The sequence below is a fragment of the Blautia marasmi genome (assembly GCF_900258535.1).
Taxonomy (GTDB): Bacteria; Bacillota; Clostridia; order Lachnospirales; family Lachnospiraceae; genus Blautia; species Blautia hominis.
The window spans coordinates 3,103,858-3,125,700 of sequence record NZ_OIWX01000001.1; the positions used below are offsets into that span (position 1 = coordinate 3,103,858).

Annotated in this window: 21 protein-coding genes, 1 riboswitch and 1 other annotated feature; of the genes, 20 read left to right on the forward strand and 1 reads right to left on the reverse strand. The window is 47.5% G+C overall.

Annotated features, from left to right (window positions below; genetic code table 11):
• Positions 1-21: 21 nt before the first annotated feature.
• The 4 genes from C6P39_RS13360 (at position 22) to C6P39_RS13375 (ending at position 2,368) form a co-directional block, all read left to right on the forward strand.
• Positions 22-345 (forward strand): PadR family transcriptional regulator, encoded by a 324-nt coding sequence (locus C6P39_RS13360; protein ID WP_033139211.1) that lies wholly within the window; start codon positions 22-24, stop codon positions 343-345.
• Positions 342-1,229 carry a DUF1700 domain-containing protein gene (locus tag C6P39_RS13365; protein WP_104804104.1) on the forward strand — a complete coding sequence of 296 codons (888 nt, stop codon included), beginning with the start codon at positions 342-344 and terminating at the stop codon, positions 1,227-1,229. Before C6P39_RS13360 ends, C6P39_RS13365 begins: the two co-directional genes overlap by 4 nt.
• Positions 1,226-2,095 (forward strand): DUF4097 family beta strand repeat-containing protein, encoded by an 870-nt coding sequence (locus C6P39_RS13370; protein ID WP_104804105.1) that lies wholly within the window; start codon positions 1,226-1,228, stop codon positions 2,093-2,095. Before C6P39_RS13365 ends, C6P39_RS13370 begins: the two co-directional genes overlap by 4 nt.
• Before the next feature lie 84 nt (positions 2,096-2,179).
• On the forward strand, positions 2,180-2,368 hold the full coding sequence (locus C6P39_RS13375; RefSeq protein ID WP_065543247.1) for a PspC domain-containing protein: 189 nt from the start codon (positions 2,180-2,182) through the stop codon (positions 2,366-2,368).
• A gap of 442 nt (positions 2,369-2,810) precedes the next feature.
• On the opposite strand, the gene C6P39_RS13380 is transcribed toward C6P39_RS13375, so the two are convergent.
• Entirely contained in the window at positions 2,811-3,671 is an 861-nt protein-coding gene (locus C6P39_RS13380; RefSeq protein ID WP_104804106.1) for a CAP domain-containing protein, read from the reverse strand.
• A gap of 194 nt (positions 3,672-3,865) precedes the next feature.
• On the opposite strand from C6P39_RS13380, the gene C6P39_RS13385 reads away from it, so the two are divergent.
• The 16 genes from C6P39_RS13385 (at position 3,866) to C6P39_RS13455 (ending at position 21,731) form a co-directional block, all read left to right on the forward strand.
• Complete coding sequence (locus C6P39_RS13385; protein WP_104804107.1) at positions 3,866-4,078, forward strand: small, acid-soluble spore protein, alpha/beta type; 213 nt, start codon at positions 3,866-3,868, stop codon at positions 4,076-4,078.
• A gap of 202 nt (positions 4,079-4,280) precedes the next feature.
• A riboswitch (cobalamin riboswitch) is annotated at positions 4,281-4,470 on the forward strand.
• A gap of 404 nt (positions 4,471-4,874) precedes the next feature.
• Positions 4,875-5,099 (forward strand) — a binding site (T-box leader).
• Between the two features lie 121 nt (positions 5,100-5,220).
• Positions 5,221-7,869, forward strand: a complete 2,649-nt coding sequence (locus C6P39_RS13390) for a valine--tRNA ligase (protein WP_104804108.1) — start codon at positions 5,221-5,223, stop codon at positions 7,867-7,869.
• A gap of 28 nt (positions 7,870-7,897) precedes the next feature.
• The gene (locus C6P39_RS13395) at positions 7,898-10,063 is read left to right on the forward strand and encodes an LTA synthase family protein (protein WP_104804109.1); all 2,166 of its coding nucleotides are present in this window, start codon (positions 7,898-7,900) and stop codon (positions 10,061-10,063) included.
• 147 nt (positions 10,064-10,210) lie between these two features.
• Positions 10,211-11,512 carry a bifunctional folylpolyglutamate synthase/dihydrofolate synthase gene (locus C6P39_RS13400; RefSeq protein ID WP_104804110.1) on the forward strand — a complete coding sequence of 434 codons (1,302 nt, stop codon included), beginning with the start codon at positions 10,211-10,213 and terminating at the stop codon, positions 11,510-11,512.
• Positions 11,505-11,654 carry a hypothetical protein gene (locus tag C6P39_RS27700; protein WP_018597822.1) on the forward strand — a complete coding sequence of 50 codons (150 nt, stop codon included), beginning with the start codon at positions 11,505-11,507 and terminating at the stop codon, positions 11,652-11,654. The genes C6P39_RS13400 and C6P39_RS27700 overlap by 8 nt, the downstream gene beginning before the upstream one ends.
• 11 nt (positions 11,655-11,665) lie before the next feature.
• The gene (locus C6P39_RS13405; protein ID WP_104804111.1) at positions 11,666-13,297 is read left to right on the forward strand and encodes a tetratricopeptide repeat protein; all 1,632 of its coding nucleotides are present in this window, start codon (positions 11,666-11,668) and stop codon (positions 13,295-13,297) included.
• 133 nt (positions 13,298-13,430) lie between these two features.
• Entirely contained in the window at positions 13,431-13,766 is a 336-nt protein-coding gene (locus C6P39_RS13410) for an STAS domain-containing protein (RefSeq protein ID WP_104804112.1), read from the forward strand.
• A 14-nt stretch (positions 13,767-13,780) separates the two neighbouring features.
• Complete coding sequence (gene spoIIAB / locus C6P39_RS13415) at positions 13,781-14,224, forward strand: anti-sigma F factor (RefSeq protein WP_104804113.1); 444 nt, start codon at positions 13,781-13,783, stop codon at positions 14,222-14,224.
• Between the two features lie 11 nt (positions 14,225-14,235).
• Entirely contained in the window at positions 14,236-14,949 is a 714-nt protein-coding gene (gene sigF, locus C6P39_RS13420; RefSeq protein ID WP_065543238.1) for an RNA polymerase sporulation sigma factor SigF, read from the forward strand.
• A gap of 126 nt (positions 14,950-15,075) precedes the next feature.
• Positions 15,076-15,690 carry a stage V sporulation protein AA gene (locus C6P39_RS13425; protein WP_104805925.1) on the forward strand — a complete coding sequence of 205 codons (615 nt, stop codon included), beginning with the start codon at positions 15,076-15,078 and terminating at the stop codon, positions 15,688-15,690.
• A gap of 1 nt (position 15,691) precedes the next feature.
• Positions 15,692-16,108: a stage V sporulation protein AB gene (locus C6P39_RS13430; RefSeq protein WP_104804114.1), complete on the forward strand. Its 417-nt coding sequence runs from the start codon at positions 15,692-15,694 to the stop codon at positions 16,106-16,108.
• 170 nt (positions 16,109-16,278) lie between these two features.
• Entirely contained in the window at positions 16,279-17,184 is a 906-nt protein-coding gene (locus C6P39_RS13435; protein WP_104804115.1) for a helix-turn-helix transcriptional regulator, read from the forward strand.
• A gap of 56 nt (positions 17,185-17,240) precedes the next feature.
• Entirely contained in the window at positions 17,241-17,510 is a 270-nt protein-coding gene (locus C6P39_RS13440; RefSeq protein ID WP_104804116.1) for a zinc ribbon domain-containing protein, read from the forward strand.
• A 15-nt stretch (positions 17,511-17,525) separates the two neighbouring features.
• The gene (locus C6P39_RS13445; RefSeq protein WP_104804117.1) at positions 17,526-18,350 is read left to right on the forward strand and encodes a DNA-formamidopyrimidine glycosylase family protein; all 825 of its coding nucleotides are present in this window, start codon (positions 17,526-17,528) and stop codon (positions 18,348-18,350) included.
• A 181-nt stretch (positions 18,351-18,531) separates the two neighbouring features.
• Complete coding sequence (locus C6P39_RS13450; protein ID WP_104804118.1) at positions 18,532-20,157, forward strand: AAA family ATPase; 1,626 nt, start codon at positions 18,532-18,534, stop codon at positions 20,155-20,157.
• A 290-nt stretch (positions 20,158-20,447) separates the two neighbouring features.
• Positions 20,448-21,731 (forward strand): glycoside hydrolase family 125 protein, encoded by a 1,284-nt coding sequence (locus C6P39_RS13455; RefSeq protein WP_104804119.1) that lies wholly within the window; start codon positions 20,448-20,450, stop codon positions 21,729-21,731.
• Positions 21,732-21,843 lie beyond the last annotated feature (112 nt).

Consider the following 21,843-nt stretch of genomic DNA (forward strand, 5'->3'; position numbering starts at 1 on the left):
CGGAGAAAAGGAAGTGAGAATATGGTTTTTAATACAGGAGCCGCGCTGCTGGACGCAATTGTACTGGCGGTTGTCTCCAAGGAGGCAGACGGCACATATGGGTATAAGATCACCCAGGATGTCCGGCAGGTTTTGGAGGTATCCGAATCCACACTGTATCCGGTACTCAGAAGGCTTCAGAAGGATGAATGCCTGGAGACCTACGATCAGGAGTACGGGGGCAGGAACCGAAGATATTATAAGCTGACAGAGAGAGGTATGGCACAGCTGAATCTTTATAAGACAGAGTGGAAAAACTATTCCACAAAGATTTCCAGATTGTTCGAGGGAGGGATACCAAAATGAAACGAAAGGAATTTTTAGCGCAGCTGGAACGGCTGCTTTGGGATATTCCGGTGCAGGAGAGAGAGGAGGCACTGGATTTCTACAACAGTTACTTTGACGATGCAGGGGAGGAAAATGAATCCTCTGTTATACAGGAATTGGGAAGCCCGGGCAAGGTGGCTGCCATCATCAAGGCAGACCTGGGTGAGAGCCGCAAAGAGTACGGGGAATATACAGAGACCGGATACAGCGACGGGATATTTGATGACAGGGATATGCCGGAGCGGGCAGGTGCGGATAAGAAAGAGAAAAGTACCGGCAGCGGGGAACAGACACAGCGGGACGGCAGTGCATATGAAGGCAGAAGAAGTTATGGCAGCCGGAATGGATTCAGCGGCCAGGAAAGCACGGAAGGGAGCAGCAGCCAGGACGGTACAGGACAGTACGGAAGCGGCGGTAAGGGGTATGACGGCCCTTACAGCAGAAGCGGTTACGGTACAGGGAAATCCCATAGGAACAGAAGCGGAATCATGTGGGGCATCATTATTGTATTCGTATTGTTCGCTGTTCCGGTAGTGGGCGGGATTGGCCTTGGTATCCTCGGTATACCTTTTGGTCTGCTGGCAGGTGTGGTCGGTATTATCGCAGCAGTTATGTTCAGCGGGGTAGCTCTGCTGGGCGGCGGCATTGCCATGGTGGTTTACGCACTGATCCATATGCTGGGAAATCCGGCGGCAGCGCTGGCTATTTCCGGAGCGGGAATCATCATGTCCGCTGTCGGCATCCTGCTGGTCATGGTATTTATACTGTTTTTAGCAAAAGTGGTGCCTGCGGTGTTCCGCTGGGTTGTTGATCTGATTCAGAGAATCGTTCATAGAGGAATGAGGGGAGGTGACCGTTCATGAAGAAATTTACAAAATTTTGTTTGATCACAGCATTGGTCCTGGTGATTGTAGGCGGTGCCCTGTTTTTAGCTGGGATCATCATGGGCGCTACCTGGGGCGGTGTGTCTGCGGCTGTGGAAAACAGTGTGGACTGGGAGCCTTTTAAAAACTGGGTACGTTATGACAATGATTATGAGTTTTCAGAGTCTGTAGATGACATCAAGGATACATTGAACGGAAAAGCGGTTAAAGAATATGAATTTGACGCAGACCGGGTCTTGGATCTGGATGTGGAGACAAAATACACATATGTATCTGTAGTGCGTTCCTCAGCCAGCGATAAAATTCGTGTCAAGGTTTATTCCAATAAAGATAAGGTAGAGTTTGATGAGGATGACGGTCAGCTCTCCATAGAAAGGTCCTACAGAAAACGCTCTATTGAGAAATACCCTATTCAGATAGAGATTCCAAAGAATAAGAAGTTTGTCGACGCGGAATTTCAGATTGGGGCTGGAATACTGGAAGTGCAGGACCTGGAGGCAGAGAATCTGACCATGTATGTGGGCGCAGGCACTGTGGAGACCAGTGGCAGCATCAGGGCAAATGAGGCGGAACTGGGTGTAGGCATGGGGACCATGGATATTCATTTTATAGAATTTACTACAGGGTATGTGAACTGCGGAATGGGAACCGTAACCGCAACGCTGGGTGGAAAACGTCAGGATTACGGCACGGATATAGACTGCGGATTAGGCGCTGTAAATGTGGGAAGTGAGTCCCACAGCGGTGTCAGCTCATTGAGGACAGGTGACAGCAATGCACCAAAATATATGGAGATAGAATGCGGAATGGGCACTGTGGATATATTATTTGAGAATGGAGATTGAACAGTTACAGCGGGGGTTGATACCGCGAATCAGTAACAGGAATTGTAAATCAGTAAAATTGTTTCAGATGAAAGGAGAATCATAATGTCTGATAAGAGATTGTATAGGTCATCTACAAATTATATGCTGGCAGGTGTGTGCGGAGGGATCGCGGAATACTTCAATATCGACCCAACACTGGTGAGGCTTGCATGGGTGATACTTTCCTGCTTTGGGATGGTATGGACTGGAATTGTGGCGTATATTATTGCCGCAATTATCATCCCGAAATAGGGAAGGGTGGTGAGCGGCAATAATCGTGTATTATTGCCGCAATTATCATCCCGAAATAGGGAAGGATGGTGAGCGGCAATGATCGTGTATTATTGCCGCAATTATCATCCCGAAATAGGGAAGGGTGGTGAGCGGCAATAATCGTGTATTATTGCCGCAATTATCATCCCGAAATAGGGAAGGGTGGTGAGCGGCAATAATCGTGTATTATTGCCGCAATTATCATCCCGAAATAGGGAAGGGTGGTGAGCGGCAATAATCGTGTATTATTGCCGCAATTATTATTCCGAAATAGGGAAGGGTGGTGAGCGGCAATGATCGTGTATTATTGCCGCAATTATTATTCCGAAATAGGGAAGAGAGATTGAGAAGACCGCGGCTGCAGTGGGGGACACTGGGCCGCGGTCTTTGGTGTGGTGTGTGCTTATGAATGTGTGTGTGTTTAGTAAGTGAATAGCTGGGTCCAATAATTGGTGCCGGAGGCGTTCTGGTGGTAGCCTACACCGATTTTGGTAAAGTTTTTATTGAGAATGTTGGCTCTGTGGCCTTCACTGTTCATCCAGCCGTTCATAACCTGCTCCGGAGTTTTCTGGCCCCAAGCAATGTTTTCTCCGGAACCGCGGTAGGTGACACCCTGCTGGGTCAGCGCGGTGCTGAAGGAACTTCCGTCAGGACGTGTGTGGGAGAAGGATTTCTCAATCTCTTTTGCTCTGACCTGGGCGGCAGCCTGGATGGATGTGTCGGCTGTCACCGGTGAGAGGCCGGCTTTGGCCCGTTCCTGATTTACAAGGTTTACTACCTGCTGGACAAAATCAGCGTTCTCTGTGTCATTGTCCGGAACACTGGGATTTCCCGGCTGGTTATTGTCCGGGGTGTCTGGATTTTCCGGGAGACTGCCGTCCGGGGTGCCCGGATTTTCCGGCTGGTTGTCATCCGGAGTGTCGGGGTTCTCCGGCTGGTTGTCGTCCGGGATGTCCGGATTTTCCGGCTGGTTGTCATCCGGGGTGTCGGGGTTCTCCGGCTGGTTGTCACCAGGGGTGTCCGGGTTTCCGGGCTGTCCCATGCCTGGGAGTTCCGGGCAGAGGGATTCCAGCCAGCCGGGGATGGAGCAGTCAATGCCCATACTCTCCAGCTTCTGTTTTAATTCATCCAGATTGGAAATGTTTCCGGCTACAATAATACCTTTGCCCTGCAGATTCTGTTTTACATCCTCAAGGGAAGCAGCCTGTACACGAGCAGGAGCCATTCCCATGGCGCTCACGACAGCCAGTGCCAGAAATCCCGGTAATATTTTGTGTTTCATAAAGACCTCCTTATTTGTTACGAAAATGTTATGTAGTTGTTACAAAGTGAATAATAACACGATTGGAACAGGAAAGAAACAGGGAACAACTGGAATTGGTGTACAGCAGAATATTTTTGATATATGTTTAAAAAGAAAAGAACAGGTCATACTTGAAAGAGACTTTAATTATTTATGAAGGAGTGTGACTTTTCATGAGCAAGAAAAACAATGAGAAGATTGACTTAAATAAGATTCCCCGGGAGGAAATGCTGAAATATGAAATAGCAGAGGAACTGGGACTGCTTGACCAGGTTCTGGAAACAGGATGGAAAAGCCTATCAGCCAAGGAGACAGGGCGGATCGGCGGAATCATGACAAGAAGAAAACGGGAAAGTAAGAAGGCAGAGAGTACATCCGCAAAGTGATAAAAGGTCTGTACATTCGCAGTACATCCGCAAAGTGATAAAAGGTCTGTACATTCGCAGTACATCCGCAAAGTGATAAAAGGTCTGTACATTCGCAGTACATCCGCAAAGTGATAAAAGGTCTGTACATTCGCAGTACATTGGCAAACGGATAAAAGGTCTTGACTGAACCTGTGGAGAATGGTAACATAAATGTGTATAATTCCATAAAATGATCAAGTGCATCCGCACTGGCCGCACAGTGCTGGTGAAAAGGGAATCAGGTGCAAGTCCTGAGCGATGCGGTCACTGTAAATGGGGAGCAATGCCAAAGCGCCATTGCATGAAAGTGTGAGAAGGCGGCTGAGCGATGAACCATAAGCCAGGAAACCTGCTTGAGAGCAGTAGGGTGAGAACTTCCGTGCAAAGTTTAGAACCTGAATCTCTATAAGAGATTCTTATTATGGAATGCCGAAAGGCCGAAACCTGAATTTATAGAATTATGCAGCAGATTAAACGGCAGGGATTCCTCTGATCCTTATGTCTCGTGTATCCGCACCCTTTTATATAGAAGGAACCCGTAACAACCCGGCAGGTCTGTGCAATCAATACGCTGATTTTCAGAAGATATCCAGCAGCTGGACAAACATCCCATATCCAAAGGGATACTGCTGAATGGTTACGGAACGGGGAGAGGATCAGAGGGGTAACATCCCTTGCAAAGTGAGTAATAAGTCCGCAGAAACGGGCTTATTTTTGTTTTTTCACAATTTATTCACTTGACAAACCTGGATAATGTGATTATGATGGGACGTATGAAAAGGTGATGAGAAAGAGGAGTACATCCTGGATTCTGACAGAGAGAACGATCCACCGGCTGTAAGATCGTTTCAGGGGAATGGATGGAAGGTAGCTTTTGAACCGGAGGGCTGAATGGTGTGGTTTGTAAAGGATGAATCAGGAGTAGGCCTTCACGCGTAGTCTGCGTTAACGGACATGAGTGAGAAAAAAAGGTGGTACCGCGGAATATTTCGCCCTTTACAGCTAAGTCTGTAGAGGGCGTTTTGTATTGCAACACAAAAGGTCTTCCGGGCAGGATGCGCAATGTATGCAAAAGGAAGAGGGCCGCACGCGGGATTCCATTTCATTTTAAGGAGGAGATTATGAGCAAGGAACTTGCCAAGACTTATGACCCCAAGGGGCTGGAGGACAAAATTTACCAGAAGTGGCTGGACAACAAATATTTCCATGCCGAAGTGAACAGAGACAAAAAACCATTTACCATTGTGATGCCCCCGCCCAATGTGACAGGCCAGCTTCATATGGGACATGCGCTGGATGAGACTATGCAGGATATCCTGATCCGTTTCAAGAGAATGCAGGGGTACGAAGCACTGTGGCAGCCGGGCACTGACCATGCAGCCATAGCAACAGAAGTCAAGGTTATTGAAAAGCTGAAATCACAGGGCATTGATAAAAATGAGATCGGCAGAGAAGAATTTCTGAAACACGCCTGGGAATGGAAAGAGGAATATGGCGGAAAGATCATCAACCAGTTAAAGAAACTGGGCGCATCTGCTGACTGGGACAGAGAACGTTTTACCATGGATGAGGGATGTTCCGAGGCCGTGCAGGAAGTTTTCATTAAATTATACGAAAAAGGCTATATCTACAAAGGTTCTCGCATTATCAACTGGTGTCCGGTATGCCAGACATCCATCTCAGATGCAGAGGTAGAACATGAGGACCAGGACGGATTTTTCTGGCATATCAATTACCCTATCGTGGGGGAGGAGGGCCGTTTTGTAGAGATCGCAACCACGCGCCCCGAGACCCTTCTGGGAGATACGGCTGTTGCAGTCAATCCCGAGGATGACAGATACAAGGATCTGATTGGAAAAATGCTGAAGCTGCCGCTGACAGACAGGGAGATTCCGGTTGTGGCAGACGAATATGTAGATAAAGAATTCGGTACCGGATGCGTAAAGATCACACCGGCTCACGACCCCAATGACTTTGAAGTGGGAAAACGCCACAGCCTGCCGGAGATCACCATCATGAACGATGATGCCACCATCAATGAGCTGGGCGGCAAATATGCGGGTATGGACCGCTATGAGGCCAGAAAAGCAATGGTCAAAGACCTGGAGGAACAGGGACTTCTGGTGAAAGTAGTACCGCATGCCCACAGTGTCGGCACCCATGACCGCTGCCACACCACCGTGGAGCCAATGATCAAACCCCAGTGGTTTGTAAGGATGAAAGAGATGGGGGAGGCTGCCATCCAGACTTTGGAAGACAAAAGCCTGCAATTTGTTCCGGACCGTTTTGATAAGATTTATATGCACTGGCTGGAGAATATCCGTGACTGGTGTATTTCCCGCCAGCTCTGGTGGGGCCATAGGATCCCCGCCTATTACTGCGACAAATGCGGGGAGGTAGCGGTTGCCAGGGAGATGCCAAAGGTTTGCCCGAAATGCGGCTGTGAGCATCTGACCCAGGATGAGGACACTCTGGATACCTGGTTTTCCTCCGCACTCTGGCCTTTTTCCACATTGGGATGGCCAAAGAAAACAGAAGAGATGGAATATTTCTATCCCACAGATGTGCTGGTAACAGGATATGACATTATTTTCTTCTGGGTTATCCGTATGGTATTCTCAGGATTGGAGCAGACCGGCAAGACACCTTTCCACCATGTGCTGATCCACGGTCTGGTTCGTGATTCCCAGGGCCGTAAGATGAGCAAATCCCTGGGAAATGGAATTGACCCTCTGGAGGTCATCGACAAATACGGTGCGGATGCACTGCGTCTTACCCTCATGACAGGAAATGCGCCCGGCAATGATATGCGTTTCTACTGGGAGAGAGTGGAGGCAAGCCGCAACTTTGCCAACAAAGTATGGAATGCATCCCGTTTCATTATGATGAACCTGGAAAAAGCGGAGGTTCCGGCAGAGATTGATATAAGCACCCTGACAAGTGCAGATAAGTGGATCCTCTCCAAAGTGAATACTCTGGCAGCAGAAGTTACGGAGAATCTGGACAAATACGAGCTGGGCATTGCAGTTCAGAAAGTATATGATTTCATATGGGAAGAGTTCTGTGACTGGTATATCGAGATGGTAAAACCAAGGCTTTACAATGATGAGGACAACACCAAGGCAGCAGCACTCTGGACGCTGAAAACCGTATTGGGCAATGCGCTGAAGCTCCTTCATCCTTATATGCCGTTTATCACAGAGGAAATCTTCTGTACCCTGCATCCGGAGGAGGAATCCATCATGATCGCCTCCTGGCCGGTGGAAAAACAGGAGTGGAGTTTCAAAGAGGATGAGCGCGCAGTGGAGATCATCAAGGAAGCTGTAAGAAGCATCCGTAATGTGCGTACAGATATGAATGTACCCCCAAGCAAAAAGGCCAAAGTATTCGTGGTTTCAGAGGAGGAGGAGATCCGTCAGGTATTTGAGAACGGAAAGGTATTCTTCGCAACTCTGGGATATGCCAGTGAAGTGACGATCCAGGCTGACAAAGCAGGGATTGCGGACGACGCGGTCTCCGCAGTGACTTCAAAGGCTGTGATCTATATGCCATTTGCGGAATTGGTGGATATAGAGAAGGAGATTGAGCGCCTGAACAAAGAAGCGGAGCGTTTGAACAAGGAGCTTGCCCGTGTAAACGGAATGCTTAAAAACGAAAGGTTCCTGAGCAAAGCCCCTGAGAGCAAGGTGGCTGAGGAGAAGGCAAAACTTGAGAAATATACAAATATGATGGAACAGGTAAAGGAAAGACTTGCACAGCTTGGCAGATAACTGCGCAGGCTATAGGAGAGTTAAATATATGAATGAGAAGTGGTTAAAATATCTGAATCTGCTTTCTCTGCCGATTCAGATGGTAGTGGTCATGATGGGGTACTTTGTTATAGAAGCAATCTCCAGGCATTCCGTGGGTGAGGCATATACCTATATGACGGAGAGGCCCCTGGTGTTTCTGTACAATTCCTTTCTGATCTTTACTACCACGCTGATAGTTTATCTGGTGCGCCGGAGGGTTTTTTTGAGGACTCTCCTGGCAATCTTCTGGCTGGTCCTGGGTATCATCAACGGTGTGCTGCTGGCGAATCGTGTCACACCGTTTACCGGGCCGGACCTGCATCTCCTCACGGATGCATTTAAGATCGCCAACAAATATTTATCACCGGTCTTTTTTGTGATCGTGATCATCCTGGCAGTGGCGGCTCTCATTGGCCTGGTATTTCTGTTTTTGAAGGGACCGAAATATCAGGGGAAAATGACTTACAAGCTGAATATTCCCCTTGTGCTTGCAGGGGTGCTTGCCTTTGCGGGAACCACCAAGCTGGCACTGGAAAAGAGAGTGCTGTCCAACTATTTCGGAAATATCGCATTTGCTTATGAAGATTATGGGTACCCCTATTGTCTGGCTACCACTATTTTCAACACAGGTATCAGCTGCCCAAGGGATTATTCGGAGGCTTCCATCAATAAAATAGAGAAAAGTGAGAGCGGTCTGGCTGAGACAGGGGAGAAACGCCCCAACATCATTTTCCTGCAGCTTGAATCTTTCTTTGACCCCACACTTGTGAATTTCCTGGATATCTCCGAGGACCCCATTCCCACTTTCAGGAAACTGATGAAGGAATATTCCTCCGGCTACTACAAAGTACCCAGTGTGGGTGCCGGAACAGCCAATACGGAGTTTGAGTCCATTACCGGTATGAGCCTGCGCTATTTTGGGCCGGGTGAGTATCCTTACAAGAGTATTTTGAAGGAGACAACCTGCGAGAGTGCGCCATATGTGCTGAAAAATCTCGGATACAGCACCCACGCCATACACAACAATGAGGCAAACTTCTACGGCAGGAAGAATGTCTTCGCCAATCTGGGATTTGATACCTTTACCTCAGAGGAATATATGGCAGAGCAGGATGACACGAATCCCAATGACTGGATGCGGGACAGGAATCTGACAAAATATATTATGGAATCGTTGGAATCTTCAGATGACCCGGATTATATTTATACCATATCGGTGCAGGGACACGGGGATTATCCGGAGGAACCCATGATCGATGACCCCAAGATCACCGTGACCGGCGGAGAGTCGGAGGCTGTGAATAATAAATGGGAGTATTATTGCAATCAGATATATGAGATGGACCAGTTTGTCAAAGAACTTACGGAAACCCTCTCCCAATATGACGAGGATGTAGTGCTTGTCATGTACGGAGACCATCTTCCCACCATGGGTCTGAAGGTGAAGGATGTAAAGAACCGTTATCTGTTCCAGACAGAGTATGTGATCTGGGACAATATGGGCCTTGAAAAAAAGGATGCCAATGTGGCAGCCTACCAGATGGCAGCGGAGGTTATGGACCGTGTGGGAATCCACGAGGGAAATATCTTCCGTTTCCATCAGGCCAGACGCCAGACGAAAAATTATCAGGTGGATCTGGAGACGCTCCAGTATGATATCCTGTATGGAAAACAGTATGTCTACGATGGGGAGAATCCTTTTGAGCGGACAGAGATGCGTCTGGGTGTAAAAGATGCCGTGCTTGAAAAAATAGAGAAGATTTCAGACGGCAGGTATTATATAACAGGGGAGAACTTCACGCAGTCCGCGTATGTGGAAGTGAACGGAGAACTTCTGGATGCCACATATATCAGCCCGACAACCCTGCTGCTCAATGATGTGGAACTAAAAGACGGGGATGAGGTGGACGTGGCGATCCGAAGCAACAGCTCCACCCGCAAGGTGCTCACCAGAACAGATACCATTATCTACAAGGTGCCTGTGGAACCTCTGGCCCCGGAAGTTCCGCCTCTGGAGGGTGAGGATCCCAAGGACGATGCAGATGTCATTGACCCCAATGCGGCGGGCAATGGGGACGGGGAAGCCCAGAATCCTATTGAGGAGCAGAACAAAACCGAGTCCGGTGAAGGGCACATTGAGGTGCCCAATCCGGAAAACCCGGTACAGAATTAAAAACTTTTAAAAGAACCGACATAATTTGCTTGCATATTGTCACCACTCCATTATAATGATAAGTGACCTTATCCTTATAAAGGGAAGTGGTGACTTTCCTATATAGTTATCATAAGGCTTACCAAAGACGGAAAGAAGGAAAAGCTTTTGTTTACTTATGAAGAAGCAGCAGCATACATTGAAGAAATTCCTAAATTTACAAAGAAAAATAAATTGGAACACACCAGGAAATGCCTGGACATGCTGGGCAGTCCCGATAAGAATAGAAAGATGATCCATGTGGCAGGAACCAACGGAAAGGGAAGCGTCTGTGCTTTTCTGTCTACCATGCTGGAGGAAGGCGGTTACAAATGCGGACTTTTTACATCCCCGCATCTGATGAAGATCAATGAGAGATTCCAGATCAATGAGCAGATGGTCTCAGATGAAAAATTTCTGGAAACTTTTTTGAAGGTGAAGGAGCTGTCCGACCGGCTGGTGGAACAGGGGGATTATCACCCTACGTATTTTGAGTTCCTGTTTCTCATGGGAATGCTGATCTTTGATGATGAGGATGTTGATATGGTTGTACTTGAGACCGGCCTTGGGGGAAGACTTGATGCTACCAACTCCATTTTGAATCCATTGGCCTGTGTCATCACTTCGATCAGTCTGGACCATGTGGAATATCTGGGAGATACCATTGACAAAATAGCCGGCGAGAAGGCAGGCATTATAAAGAAAGGCGTGCCGGTTATCTTTGATGCGAACAATGAGACAGCAGCCGCTGTGATCCGCAGGCGCGCAGAGGAGCTGGGGTGCCCCTGTTATGAGGTGAAAGCAGGGAGTCAGAAGCTTTTGTCCTATACGCCAAATGGAATCGGATTTACCTTTGATTCCGGTGTTTACGGGACCACGGAACTGTTTGTCCCGTTTATTGCAAAATACCAGATGATGAATGCCTCACTGGCAGTGGAGACAATGGGTGTCCTGAAGGATATCCACAGGATAGAGAAGGAAACTCTGGAAATAGGTCTTAAGCATACCAGATGGCAGGGCAGAATGGAGACTATACTTCCGGGCGTGATCGTGGATGGTGCCCATAATGAGGACGGGGTTGCCCAGTTCGTAGAGACCGTCCGGCATTTTCAAAAAGAGTATTCTATAAGCCTTCTGTTTACAACGGTTTCGGACAAGGACTATGCGGATATGATCCGCAGGGTGTGCGGCGGCCTGACTTTTGCCAATGTGGTGACAACGGAGATATGGGGCAGCAGAAAGCAGTCATCCGTGGAGCTTGCAGAGCTTTTTAAAGCAAACGGATGCAGCAATGTACTGGCAGTACCGGATTCGGGAGAGGCATTTGAGAAGGCATACGCCCTGAAGGGGGACGGTCTGCTGTTTGTTGTGGGGTCTTTGTATCTTGCCGGGGAGATAAAGGATTACGTTAGGAGGAGAATGAATGATTAATTACGAGGAAGAACTGAAGAAATTTCAGCCGTGCCTGGATGTGGACGATGCGGAAGGCAATATCTACAAACAGGATTTGACGGATGTGATCGATATTTTGAAGGAAATGCTGAAAGAAACCAATGGAACGGCTAAGAATTAGGGAGAAGACAGATGAATTGTATGATATGCCAAGCACAGCTCAACACTTCACCTTACTGCCCAAAGTGCGGGTGTAATGTGACCGCCCAGAAAAAGGCAGTGGCACTGTCCAATCTCTATTATAATCAGGGGCTGGAGAAGGCACAGATCCGTGACTTGTCCGGGGCAATTACCTGCCTGAAACGAAGCCTTAAGATGAACAAATGTAATATCCAGGCCAGAAACCTGCTGGGGCTGGTGTATTTTGAGACCGGAGAGGTAGTGGCCGCTTTAAGTGAATGGGTCATCAGCAAAAATATTATGCCGGACGGCAATGTGGCGTCAGATTATATCAACAAGCTGCAGAGCAATGCCAACCGGCTGGATACCATCAACACCAGCATCAAAAAATATAACCAGTGTCTTGCATACTGCCGGACCGGCAATCTGGATATGGCTAAGATGCAGCTCAAGAAGGTGCTTACCAGCAATCCCAAGCTGATCAAAGGCTATCATCTGCTTTCTTTAATATATATAAAAGAAGGTGCCTATGAGAAGGCAAGGAAACAGCTGAAGATCGCTGCCAAGATAGACAAGACCAATACCACCACCCTGCGTTTTCTGCGGGAGGTGGATGACCAGACAGGAAGAATGACCAGCCTGGAGCCAAGATTTAAGGCAAAGGAAAAGAACCGCCAGGAAAAGGACGGGCGTGTCATATACAACTCAGGCAATGACACCATCATACAGCCTCCGGAATACAGGGAGAGGACCGTGACAAACACGCTGATCAACCTGATCATCGGGCTGCTTGTGGGGGCGTCAGCCCTCTGGTTCCTCATTGTTCCGGCCAAGACCCAGAAGATCAATAATGAGGCTAACAAGAAGATCGTGGAGTACAGTGACAAGGTGGCTACCCAGGCTGCGGAGATAGACAGGATGCAGCAGGAGATAGATGCCTCGTCCCAGTCTGTGAACACAGCCAACGAGCAGATCGCCCAGGCTAATACCAAGTCGGAGAGTTACGATAATCTGATCAAGGCCTGGCAGGCTTACAACGGCGGGAATTATCAGAATGCGGCCAACGCTCTGGAGAGTGTGGACGCCTCCCTGCTGTCCGTGGATGCCAAGTCCATGTATGACAAGATTATGAGTGAGATTGGCGAAACGGTGAAGGCAGCATATAAGAGCACGGGCATCACGGCTTACGAAAACCAGGATTATGCGACAGCCATTGAAAATCTGCTGAAGGCCCAGGAGATCGGAGACCCGGATTATGACTCCATGTTCTATCTGGCCCAGTCTTATCAGAAGAGTGGAGACAACGAAAATGCCATAGTATGGTATCAGAAGATCATAGACGCATTCCCGGGCACCAGCTATGCCAGCGACGCTAAGGACTACATGACAGCCATCGGAGGAACGCCTGCCGGAGCCTCGGCAGGGCAGGACGGGAGCGGAGATGGTTCCCAGGCACCTGCTGATGAGGGGCAGCCTCAGGAAGATACAGGGGATCAGCCCGATGAAGGCCAGGAAGACGGCGGCGGGGAAGACGGTATGGACCCCGGAACCGGCGACGAAAACCAGGATGACAATAATGGTGATGACAACAGCGGTGATGAAGGCGACGGACAGGGCAGCTGGGAAGACACCGGGGAAGAATAACCTAAGAGAAACCTTGAAGGAAAGGGTGTGCATAAATGGATGCGCATCCTTTTGTTGTCTGTAGAAAAATATGGGATTTCTGCGGGCGGCAGTATCCGGATGGGATGCATTGGAAGAGTAAGGGGAAATGAGTATGGAAGATGTGTTAAAAAAGAGGGGCAACTGCCTGATGGTTTATGTACCACAGGAGCTGGACCATCATTTTGCCAGCCAGATCACCGATGAGGTGGACAAAGAGCTGAAAAAAGGTAATGTCCGCCAGCTTGTCTTTGACTTTTCCGGCACCACCTTTATGGACAGTTCCGGAATCGGTATGCTTATGGGAAGATACCGCCTGCTGCATTACAGCGGGGGCAGGGTGTCGGCAATTCATGTAAACGACAGGGTAAACCGCATTATGCGCCTGTCAGGGATCTACAAATATATTGAAATCAGCCAGGAAGCTGTCTGGCACCAGAAAAGAAGGTAAGGGGGAAGGTAGATATGGAGAATACCAATGAAATGACATTGGAGATGGACAGCCGTTCCTGCAACGAAGGGCTGGCACGGATCACGGTGGCAGCGTTTGCCACCCAGTTAAATCCCACACTTGAGGAGGTGGCAGATATTAAGACGGCTGTCTCTGAGGCGATCACAAACTGTATTGTACATGCTTATGAGAAGGAGACGGATAAGATCAGGATCGACTGCACTATCTGCGGCAGAGAGCTTACCGTGGCGGTGACTGACCACGGCCGTGGGATTGAGAATGTGGAGAAGGCCATGGAACCCATGTTCACTACAAAACCGGAGCAGGACCGCTCGGGCATGGGTTTTGCCTTTATGGAGGCATTTATGGATATGCTGGAAGTGGAATCTGAGCCGGGAAAGGGTACTGTCGTCCGGATGAAGAAAAAAATCGGAACCGGAAGTCAGGTATTTGAATAGAAGGAGGCTGTATGGAGGATATCCTTGCCCTTATCGGGCGTGCGCACCAGGGAGATAAGGAAGCAAGAGATACGTTGGTAGAGAAAAATATTGGTCTGGTACACAGCATTGTAAGGCGTTTTTTAAACCGTGGGGTGGAGGCAGAGGATCTGTTTCAGATAGGGAGCATTGGTCTTTTGAAGGCCATCGACAAATTTGACACTTCTTATGATGTGAAATTTTCCACCTATGCAGTTCCCATGATCACAGGGGAGATCAAACGTTTTTTGAGGGATGACGGTATGATGAAAGTCAGCCGTTCCTTAAAGGAGATATGCTGCCGGGCCTACACAGCCAGAGAGGAACTGATGATAGAGAACGGGAGAGAGCCGGAGATGGATGAGATCGCAGAGCGTATTGCGGTGACAAGAGAGGAGCTGGTAATGGCAATGGAGTCGGGGGCACAGATCGAGTCCCTGCAGAAGACCATATATCAGGGTGACGGCACGGATATCTCCCTTGAAGACAAAATAGAGGAACAGAGAAATGACCAGGAGCATCTTTTAAACCGCATGATGCTGGAGCAGATGCTGGGTACCTTGAATCCGGAGGAGAGAAAGCTGATCTATATGCGTTTCTTCCAGGAGAAGACCCAGACCCAGATCGCCGGGGAGCTGGGCATATCCCAGGTCCAGGTGTCAAGGCTTGAGAAAAAAATACTGAACTGCCTGCGGGAAAAGCTTTGAGGAAAGGCACAGCAAGTGTGCTGTTTTAAGAATAGTTTGCACAGGAAAATGTCATACTATCCCTGTAATAGTGATTGCAGTCAGGAGGATTACGTCCGGCTGTCTATGTTCAAAGGAGATATTTACATGAGTGATATTTTATATGTGCAGACAGAGAAAAATGTGGAGGTACATCAGCCGGAAGTTTATCTGCAGGATGTGGCGAAGCTGTCCTCCAGCAGCACAAGTGTGCTGAACAGGAACCGGGTGAGAAAGGTGTTTACCGTACCGGACGGAAAGCCGGGGCGTTACGTGGTATCAGCCCTGGAACTGGTGGATGCGATCCAGGATAAGGAGCAGACTGTGGACGTGACTCATATCGGCGAGGCAAATTTTGTCATTACCTATGAGACACAGAGTCATAAACACGTGTTCTGGAGCTGGATGAAGACGGTTCTGGTGTGCTTTCTGACATTTTTCGGCGGCGCTTTTTCCATTATGACATTTAATATGGATGTGGATACTTCCGGGCTGTTTTTTCAGATCTATAAACAGCTCACAGGCAATATTTCCACCGGGCACACCATTTTGGAGTTTACGTATTCTCTGGGGATCGGCCTTGGGGTGGTATTCTTCTTCAACCATTTCGGGCACGGAAAGATCACACAGGACCCTACTCCTATGGAGGTGCAGATGCGTGTCTATGAGGACGATGTGGATAAAACTCTGATAGAGAAGAAGAACAGGAAGGAGAAGAGCTGAAATGTGGTTGAGTGAACTGATTGCTGCCATCATAGGTTTAAGCGGCGGTATGGTTGTGGCCACCGCGCTGGCAGCTTTTATTATAGGACTGGGTATTATCCCGCGGTATGCAGGCGTTACCCATACAGGACATAATCTGCTCCTCTACGAGGACGCTTTGATTCTGGGCACTTTTCTGGGGAATATTTTTTATCTGTATCAGTTCCACCTGCCTTTTGGGCAATGGGGGCTGGCAGTTATCGGCATATTCTTCGGCATGTTCCTGGGAAGCTGGATCATTGCTCTTGGTGAAGTGGTGAATGTATTTGCCATTATGGCAAGGCGGGTGGGCCTTACAAAAGGGGTAGGGCTGGTAGTCCTGTCCATTGCCATAGGTAAGACATTGGCAAGTCTGATCCAGTTTTTCGTAATGACATGAGAACGAATCTTGTGGGGTGAATCAGGCCTGTGTTATACTGGAGGAAAAGAAAGGGATACCCTGTCATGGAAGAATGCCGGTGGGATATGGAGCAGAATGCTCCATATCTGTGTATCCTATGGCGTTGCCGGTGACAGGGACAGATGTTGCGGCACAGACGGGATGGAAAAATGAAGAACAGCAGGCTATTTGAGATATTATACATATTAATGGAGCACCGCGAGATAACAGCCGGAGAGCTGGCCGTAAGGATGGAGGTATCTGTTCGCACCATATACCGTGACTTAGATACACTCTCCGCTGCAGGCATACCGGTCTATACAGAGAAGGGGCATGGAGGCGGGATCCGGCTCATGGAGCATTTTCAGCTGGACAAGACTCTGCTTGGGGAGGATGAACAGGAGCATATCATGACCGCTCTCCAAAGTCTGGACGCTGTGGGAGCAGGGGACAGCAGCAGGCTTCTTTCTCAGCTTGGAGGGCTGTTCGGCAGGCAGACGGTGGATTGGCTGGAAGTGGATTTTGAGACCTGGGGTGCAGGAAAACAGGAGAAAGAATATTTTGAGCTTTGCAAGTATGCCATTTTACACAGAAACCTGCTGACCTTTCAGTATTATAATTCTTCCGGCATCCAGAGCAGGAGAACAATGGAGCCGGTACGTCTTTGTTTTAAGGGCGGACACTGGTATGTGTCAGGATACTGCAGAAAAAAGCAGGCATTTCGTCTGTTCCGTTTGAACCGTATCCGGGAACTGCAGATGGAGGAGGAGATCTTCCCTATAAGGAAGGCGGCTGAGGCCGGGGAACAGCAGGAGAAAATGCCGGGGAAGGTGATTCCCATTAAGCTGAGTTTTACAGAGGCAGCCGGGTTTCAAGTGCTGGATTTTTTTGCGGAGGAAGATATTGTACGTCTGGCAGACGGAGGATTTGAGGTAAAAGCAGCGTTCGCGCCGGGCAGATGGCTGACAGGATTTATCTTATCCTTTGGAGCGGACGCAAAGGTGCTGGAACCGGAATGGCTGAAAGAGCAGATCAAAAATGAGGCGGAGAAAATAAAAAAACTTTATCATATATGACATAAGGTGTCATATTACATAGTGTATTCTGTAAGAAAAACAGGAGGACATCGAATATGGAAGATAAAAAATTTTGTCAGAGCTGCGGTATGCCCATGGAAAAGGCCGAGGATTTCGGTACCAACAATGACGGGGGAAGAAATGAGGAGTATTGCTGTTATTGTTATAAGGAAGGTAAATTTACCGATGATATGACTATGGAGGATATGATCCAGTTTAACCTGAAATTCAACGAAGAAAACGGAAACCCATTCGGCACCCAGGAGGAGGCCAGAAAAATGATGGAATCCTGGTTCCCCACACTGAAGAGGTGGAAACAGGCTTAAGGGAGGACAACGACTATGCTGGAACTGCCGGAGAGCCGGACCATAGCAAAGCAGATAACAGAGACCTTGCATGGAAAGACCATTGACTATGTAACGGCGGGATATACACCCCATAAGTTTGCATTTTTTCATGGGGACAAAGAGGAATACGATGAAATGCTCCAGGGGCAGTCAATTATAAAGGCCGTGAACCGGGGTGGTATGCTGGAAATCGACACGGAGAGCTATATGATCATCCTGTCAGACGGCGCTTATCCCAGGTATTATGAGGAGAAGGCAAAATTTCCGAAAAAGCATCAGCTATTTTTGGCCTTTGATGACGACACGGCACTTTCCGTATCGGTTCAGATGTATGCATTTATCGGCGCGTATCCTCTGGGGGAGTGTGACGAAGAATATTACCGTTCTTCCATCAGTAAGTATACGGCTCTGGACCAGGCATTCACGTATGAGTATTTCAAAGGCCTGTATCCTGATACCGGGAAAAAAATATCGGCCAAGACATATCTGGCAACAGAGCAACGCATTCCCGGTCTGGGAAATGGTGTGCTGCAGGACATCCTGTGGAATGCGGGGATTGACCCCAGGTTTGATATGCGTGAGGCAGAGGAGGAAGATTTCCGGAGCCTCTACGAGTCTGTGACCGGTACGCTGCAGCAGATGTGTGACGGAGGGGGAAGAGATACGGAACGTGATCTATTCGGAAACAAAGGCGGGTACATTACCCAGCTCTCTAAAAATTCCCTGCATCAGCCGTGTATGCGGTGTGGAGGGGAGATAAAAAGGGTCGCATATATGGGCGGGAATGTGTATTTCTGTGAGAAATGTCAGAAAAGATAGGGAATACCCGGCAGTTATTGGTTTAGCCAGAACTGCCGGTATTTTAGTATTTAGGATTTTATAGGATATGTTTTGGATTATAATCTGCCAATGTGTTATAATCTAACAATAGAGTTAGTTTTAAATACATATTTACAGAAAATGCAGACAAATAATTTGCAGAAAACGTAAGGAGGATAGTATGGCATATTATTTAAACAATAATGTATGTTATGAATCTTATAAATATATCGCGCAAATGGAATACTTTGTGGATAAATCAGAAATCCTTGAAGAGCTATTCCCTGTCCTCAACACAGAAAACCGTTTTATTTGTATTACAAGGCCAAGGAGATTTGGAAAGACCGCGGCTGCAAACCTAATAGCGTCTTTCTTTTCACGGGGGTATGACAGCAGGGAATTGTTTTCCGGATTGAAAATTAAAAAGAGTCCTGATTTTGAAGAACACATCAATAAACATAATGTTATATTTATTGATTTTAGCAAAACGCCGTATCCGTGTGAAGATTATAATACTTATATGAGTGCCATAGTGAAAAAACTTATGAAAGATTTGGCAGAGCAGTACCCGCAATGCGGGATTACAGAGACAGATACACCTTGGGACGCTCTTGAGATGATCAGAGGTAAAACAGGAGAACGGTTTATTTTCGTTATGGATGAGTGGGATTTTATTTTCCATGACAATACATTCAGCGGGAACGACCAGTTTAAATTTCTGCGTTTCCTGCAGAATCTACTCAAATCACAGGCTTATGTAGAGATGGCATATATGACAGGGATTCTCCCGATTGCGAAGTATTCAAGCGGTTCTCCGCTGAATATGTTCAATGAATATACTATGGCGGACACGGGGATTGCCAGATTCAGCACTTGTTTCGGTTTTACGGACAGAGAGGTGATGGAGTTATATGAAAAATATGTAAAGCATACAAAAGATGTCAGGTTTACCTTTCAGGAGTTGAAAATCTGGTATGACGGGTACCAGACTGCAGAGGGAGAGTCAGTGTATAATCCTCGTTCTGTGAACCGGGCATTGTCAGAGAATCATTTGGGGACTTATTGGAGCAGTACGGGGCCGTATGATGAAATATTTTTCTATATCAATCACAATTTGCACGAAGTCAAAGAGGATATTGTGCGGATGGTGGCAGGAGAGTGGATTGAGGTTTGCATTAAGAATTTTACCGCAGAAACTATGGAACTGCACAGCCGCGAAGATATTTTTTCAGCCATGCTGGTTTATGGTATGCTGACTCATAAGGATGGAAAAATAGCAATTCCAAATAAAGAATTGATGTTAAAATACGAGGAAGTTCTGCAGCGCCGGGAAATGGGGTATATTGCCAAATTAGCAAAGCGTTCACAGGAAATGTTACAGGCTACTTTATGCGGAGATGTCAGGACAATGGAGGATATTTTATCTCTTGCACATGATACGGAGGTGCCGATTCTAAATTACAACAGTGAGGCAGATCTGGGAGCACTGGTTAATCTGATCTACTTATCTGCCAGAGACAATTATCGCATGGAACGCGAGGACAGAGCCGGAAAGGGTTTTGCAGATTTTATATTTTATCCTTATGATCCTTGTGATACAGCACTGATCTTGGAGTTAAAAGTTGATGCAGCACCGGAGACGGCATTGGAGCAGATCCGGGAGAAAAAATATGCATTGCGGTTTAAAGATTTGATTGGTGAAAATAAGACATCCGGCAAGGTCTTTGCGGTAGCATTGACCTATGACAGGAGTACAAAGAAGCATTCTTGTGCGGTGAAGGAATTGGATATCTGTAATTTGCAGTGACTATTCAGAAGCCAGGCAAAAAATATGGCCAAAGGCGATTCTGCATGGAGTTTTGCCTGTAACTGTGAAGGTACTGAACAGTTACCAATTTGTGATAAAAAGATAAAGAATAAGAGTCTCATGGACGGTGAGTTTTTAATAGTCCGGAGGCTCTTTATTTAAAATACAGACAATCGTGGAGAATAGAAAAGTTAACAAATTTCAAGAGATATTTCACTATACAGTCTCCCCGGTTTTTGATAGGATGGACACATAACAAATTATACGAAAGAATACAGGAGGACTATATAATGGAAAACCCCAAAATCATTGAAGAACTGATAAAAGAAGCAGAACAAAAATGCAAAGAGGAGCCATATCTTGCGGAGGTGTTCCGCAATTGCTTTACCAACACACTAAACACCACAGTAAAAGAGATGGAAGACGGAACCACCCATGTGATCACAGGGGACATCCCTGCCATGTGGCTGCGGGATTCCACTGCACAGCTCCGTCCGTATCTGCTGGCGGCTGGGAAGGACGAGAAGCTGACACAGGTCATCGCAGGCCTTGTGAAGAGACAGTTTCACTGTATTTTAAAGGAGCCCTACGCCAATGCCTTTAATGAGACGGATAACGGAAACTGTTGGGAAAAAGATTTTCCGGACCAAAATCCATGGGTGTGGGAAATGAAATTTGAGGTTGACTCTCTGTGTTATCCGGTACAGCTGGCTTATCTTCTCTGGAAAAATACCGGGTATACGGAACACTTTGACAATACATTTTTAACCGGGATCAAAACTATCATGGATGTATTTGAACGGGAACAGTATCATGAGTCCCGGTCGGAATACCGTTTCCAGCGGAAAAACTGCGTTTTTACAGATACTCTGTCCCGTGAGGGAAAAGGTGCACTGGTAAAAGAGGGATGCGGTCTTATCTGGTCAGGATTCCGTCCAAGTGACGATGCATGTACATATGGATATCTCATTCCTTCCAATATGTTTGCCTGTGTCATTCTGGGATATATGGCAGAGATATGCCGCAGTTTCCTTCATGAAGAGCTTACCGCACAGCGGGCAGAGCGGCTCCGTGAGGAGATAACAGCGGGAATCGAGTCATACGGAATCGTCAGGACTGCGGAGTTTGGAGAGATTTATGCTTACGAGACAGACGGATTCGGGCAGTATAATCTCATGGATGACGCCAATGTACCCAGCCTTTTATCCATGGAGTATCTGGGATACATTCCCAGACGCCGTGATGTGGCGGAAAATACAAGAAGATTTCTGCTCAGTGAAGCAAATCCGTACTATTTTAAAGGGGACAAACTGTCCGGCATCGGAAGTCCTCACACACCTTCCAGATATGTCTGGCATATTGCCGCAGCCATGGAAGGCTTGACCGCAGCTATGGAAGAGGAAAAAGTGCAGGTGCTCAGGCGCCTTGCGGGGACAGACGGTGGAAAAGGCATGATGCATGAGGGAGTCTTTGTGGATAACCCTGAGATTTTTACAAGAGAATGGTTCTCCTGGGCAAATGCCATGTACAGTGAACTTATGCTGGACTATCTGGGATACAGGGTAAAAAGATAAAAAGACCGGTCAATCATGACGCTTTCGCCAGCCTGAAAACCGCTCTAGAATTTGTACAGGAAACCTAGAAAAAGGAAAATTGTTATTTCCCGTAAAACATGTAAAATAGAGA

Bases quoted from the DNA above. Each gene is read 5' to 3' on its own strand.
- sigF (WP_065543238.1), top strand. From the start codon at position 14,236: ATGGAGGATATCCTTGCCCTTATCGGGCGTGCGCACCAGGGAGATAAG.
- C6P39_RS13385 (WP_104804107.1), top strand. From the start codon at position 3,866: ATGAGCAAGAAAAACAATGAGAAGATTGACTTAAATAAGATTCCCCGG.
- C6P39_RS13410 (WP_104804112.1), top strand. From the start codon at position 13,431: ATGGAAGATGTGTTAAAAAAGAGGGGCAACTGCCTGATGGTTTATGTA.
- C6P39_RS13370 (WP_104804105.1), top strand. From the start codon at position 1,226: ATGAAGAAATTTACAAAATTTTGTTTGATCACAGCATTGGTCCTGGTG.
- spoIIAB (WP_104804113.1), top strand. From the start codon at position 13,781: ATGGAGAATACCAATGAAATGACATTGGAGATGGACAGCCGTTCCTGC.
- C6P39_RS13375 (WP_065543247.1), top strand. From the start codon at position 2,180: ATGTCTGATAAGAGATTGTATAGGTCATCTACAAATTATATGCTGGCA.
- C6P39_RS13395 (WP_104804109.1), top strand. From the start codon at position 7,898: ATGAATGAGAAGTGGTTAAAATATCTGAATCTGCTTTCTCTGCCGATT.
- C6P39_RS13360 (WP_033139211.1), top strand. From the start codon at position 22: ATGGTTTTTAATACAGGAGCCGCGCTGCTGGACGCAATTGTACTGGCG.
- C6P39_RS13445 (WP_104804117.1), top strand. From the start codon at position 17,526: ATGCTGGAACTGCCGGAGAGCCGGACCATAGCAAAGCAGATAACAGAG.
- C6P39_RS13425 (WP_104805925.1), top strand. From the start codon at position 15,076: ATGAGTGATATTTTATATGTGCAGACAGAGAAAAATGTGGAGGTACAT.
- C6P39_RS13365 (WP_104804104.1), top strand. From the start codon at position 342: ATGAAACGAAAGGAATTTTTAGCGCAGCTGGAACGGCTGCTTTGGGAT.
- C6P39_RS13405 (WP_104804111.1), top strand. From the start codon at position 11,666: ATGAATTGTATGATATGCCAAGCACAGCTCAACACTTCACCTTACTGC.
- C6P39_RS27700 (WP_018597822.1), top strand. From the start codon at position 11,505: ATGATTAATTACGAGGAAGAACTGAAGAAATTTCAGCCGTGCCTGGAT.
- C6P39_RS13450 (WP_104804118.1), top strand. From the start codon at position 18,532: ATGGCATATTATTTAAACAATAATGTATGTTATGAATCTTATAAATAT.
- C6P39_RS13440 (WP_104804116.1), top strand. From the start codon at position 17,241: ATGGAAGATAAAAAATTTTGTCAGAGCTGCGGTATGCCCATGGAAAAG.
- C6P39_RS13435 (WP_104804115.1), top strand. From the start codon at position 16,279: ATGAAGAACAGCAGGCTATTTGAGATATTATACATATTAATGGAGCAC.
- C6P39_RS13455 (WP_104804119.1), top strand. From the start codon at position 20,448: ATGGAAAACCCCAAAATCATTGAAGAACTGATAAAAGAAGCAGAACAA.
- C6P39_RS13390 (WP_104804108.1), top strand. From the start codon at position 5,221: ATGAGCAAGGAACTTGCCAAGACTTATGACCCCAAGGGGCTGGAGGAC.
- C6P39_RS13430 (WP_104804114.1), top strand. From the start codon at position 15,692: ATGTGGTTGAGTGAACTGATTGCTGCCATCATAGGTTTAAGCGGCGGT.
- C6P39_RS13380 (WP_104804106.1), bottom strand. From the start codon at position 3,671: ATGAAACACAAAATATTACCGGGATTTCTGGCACTGGCTGTCGTGAGC.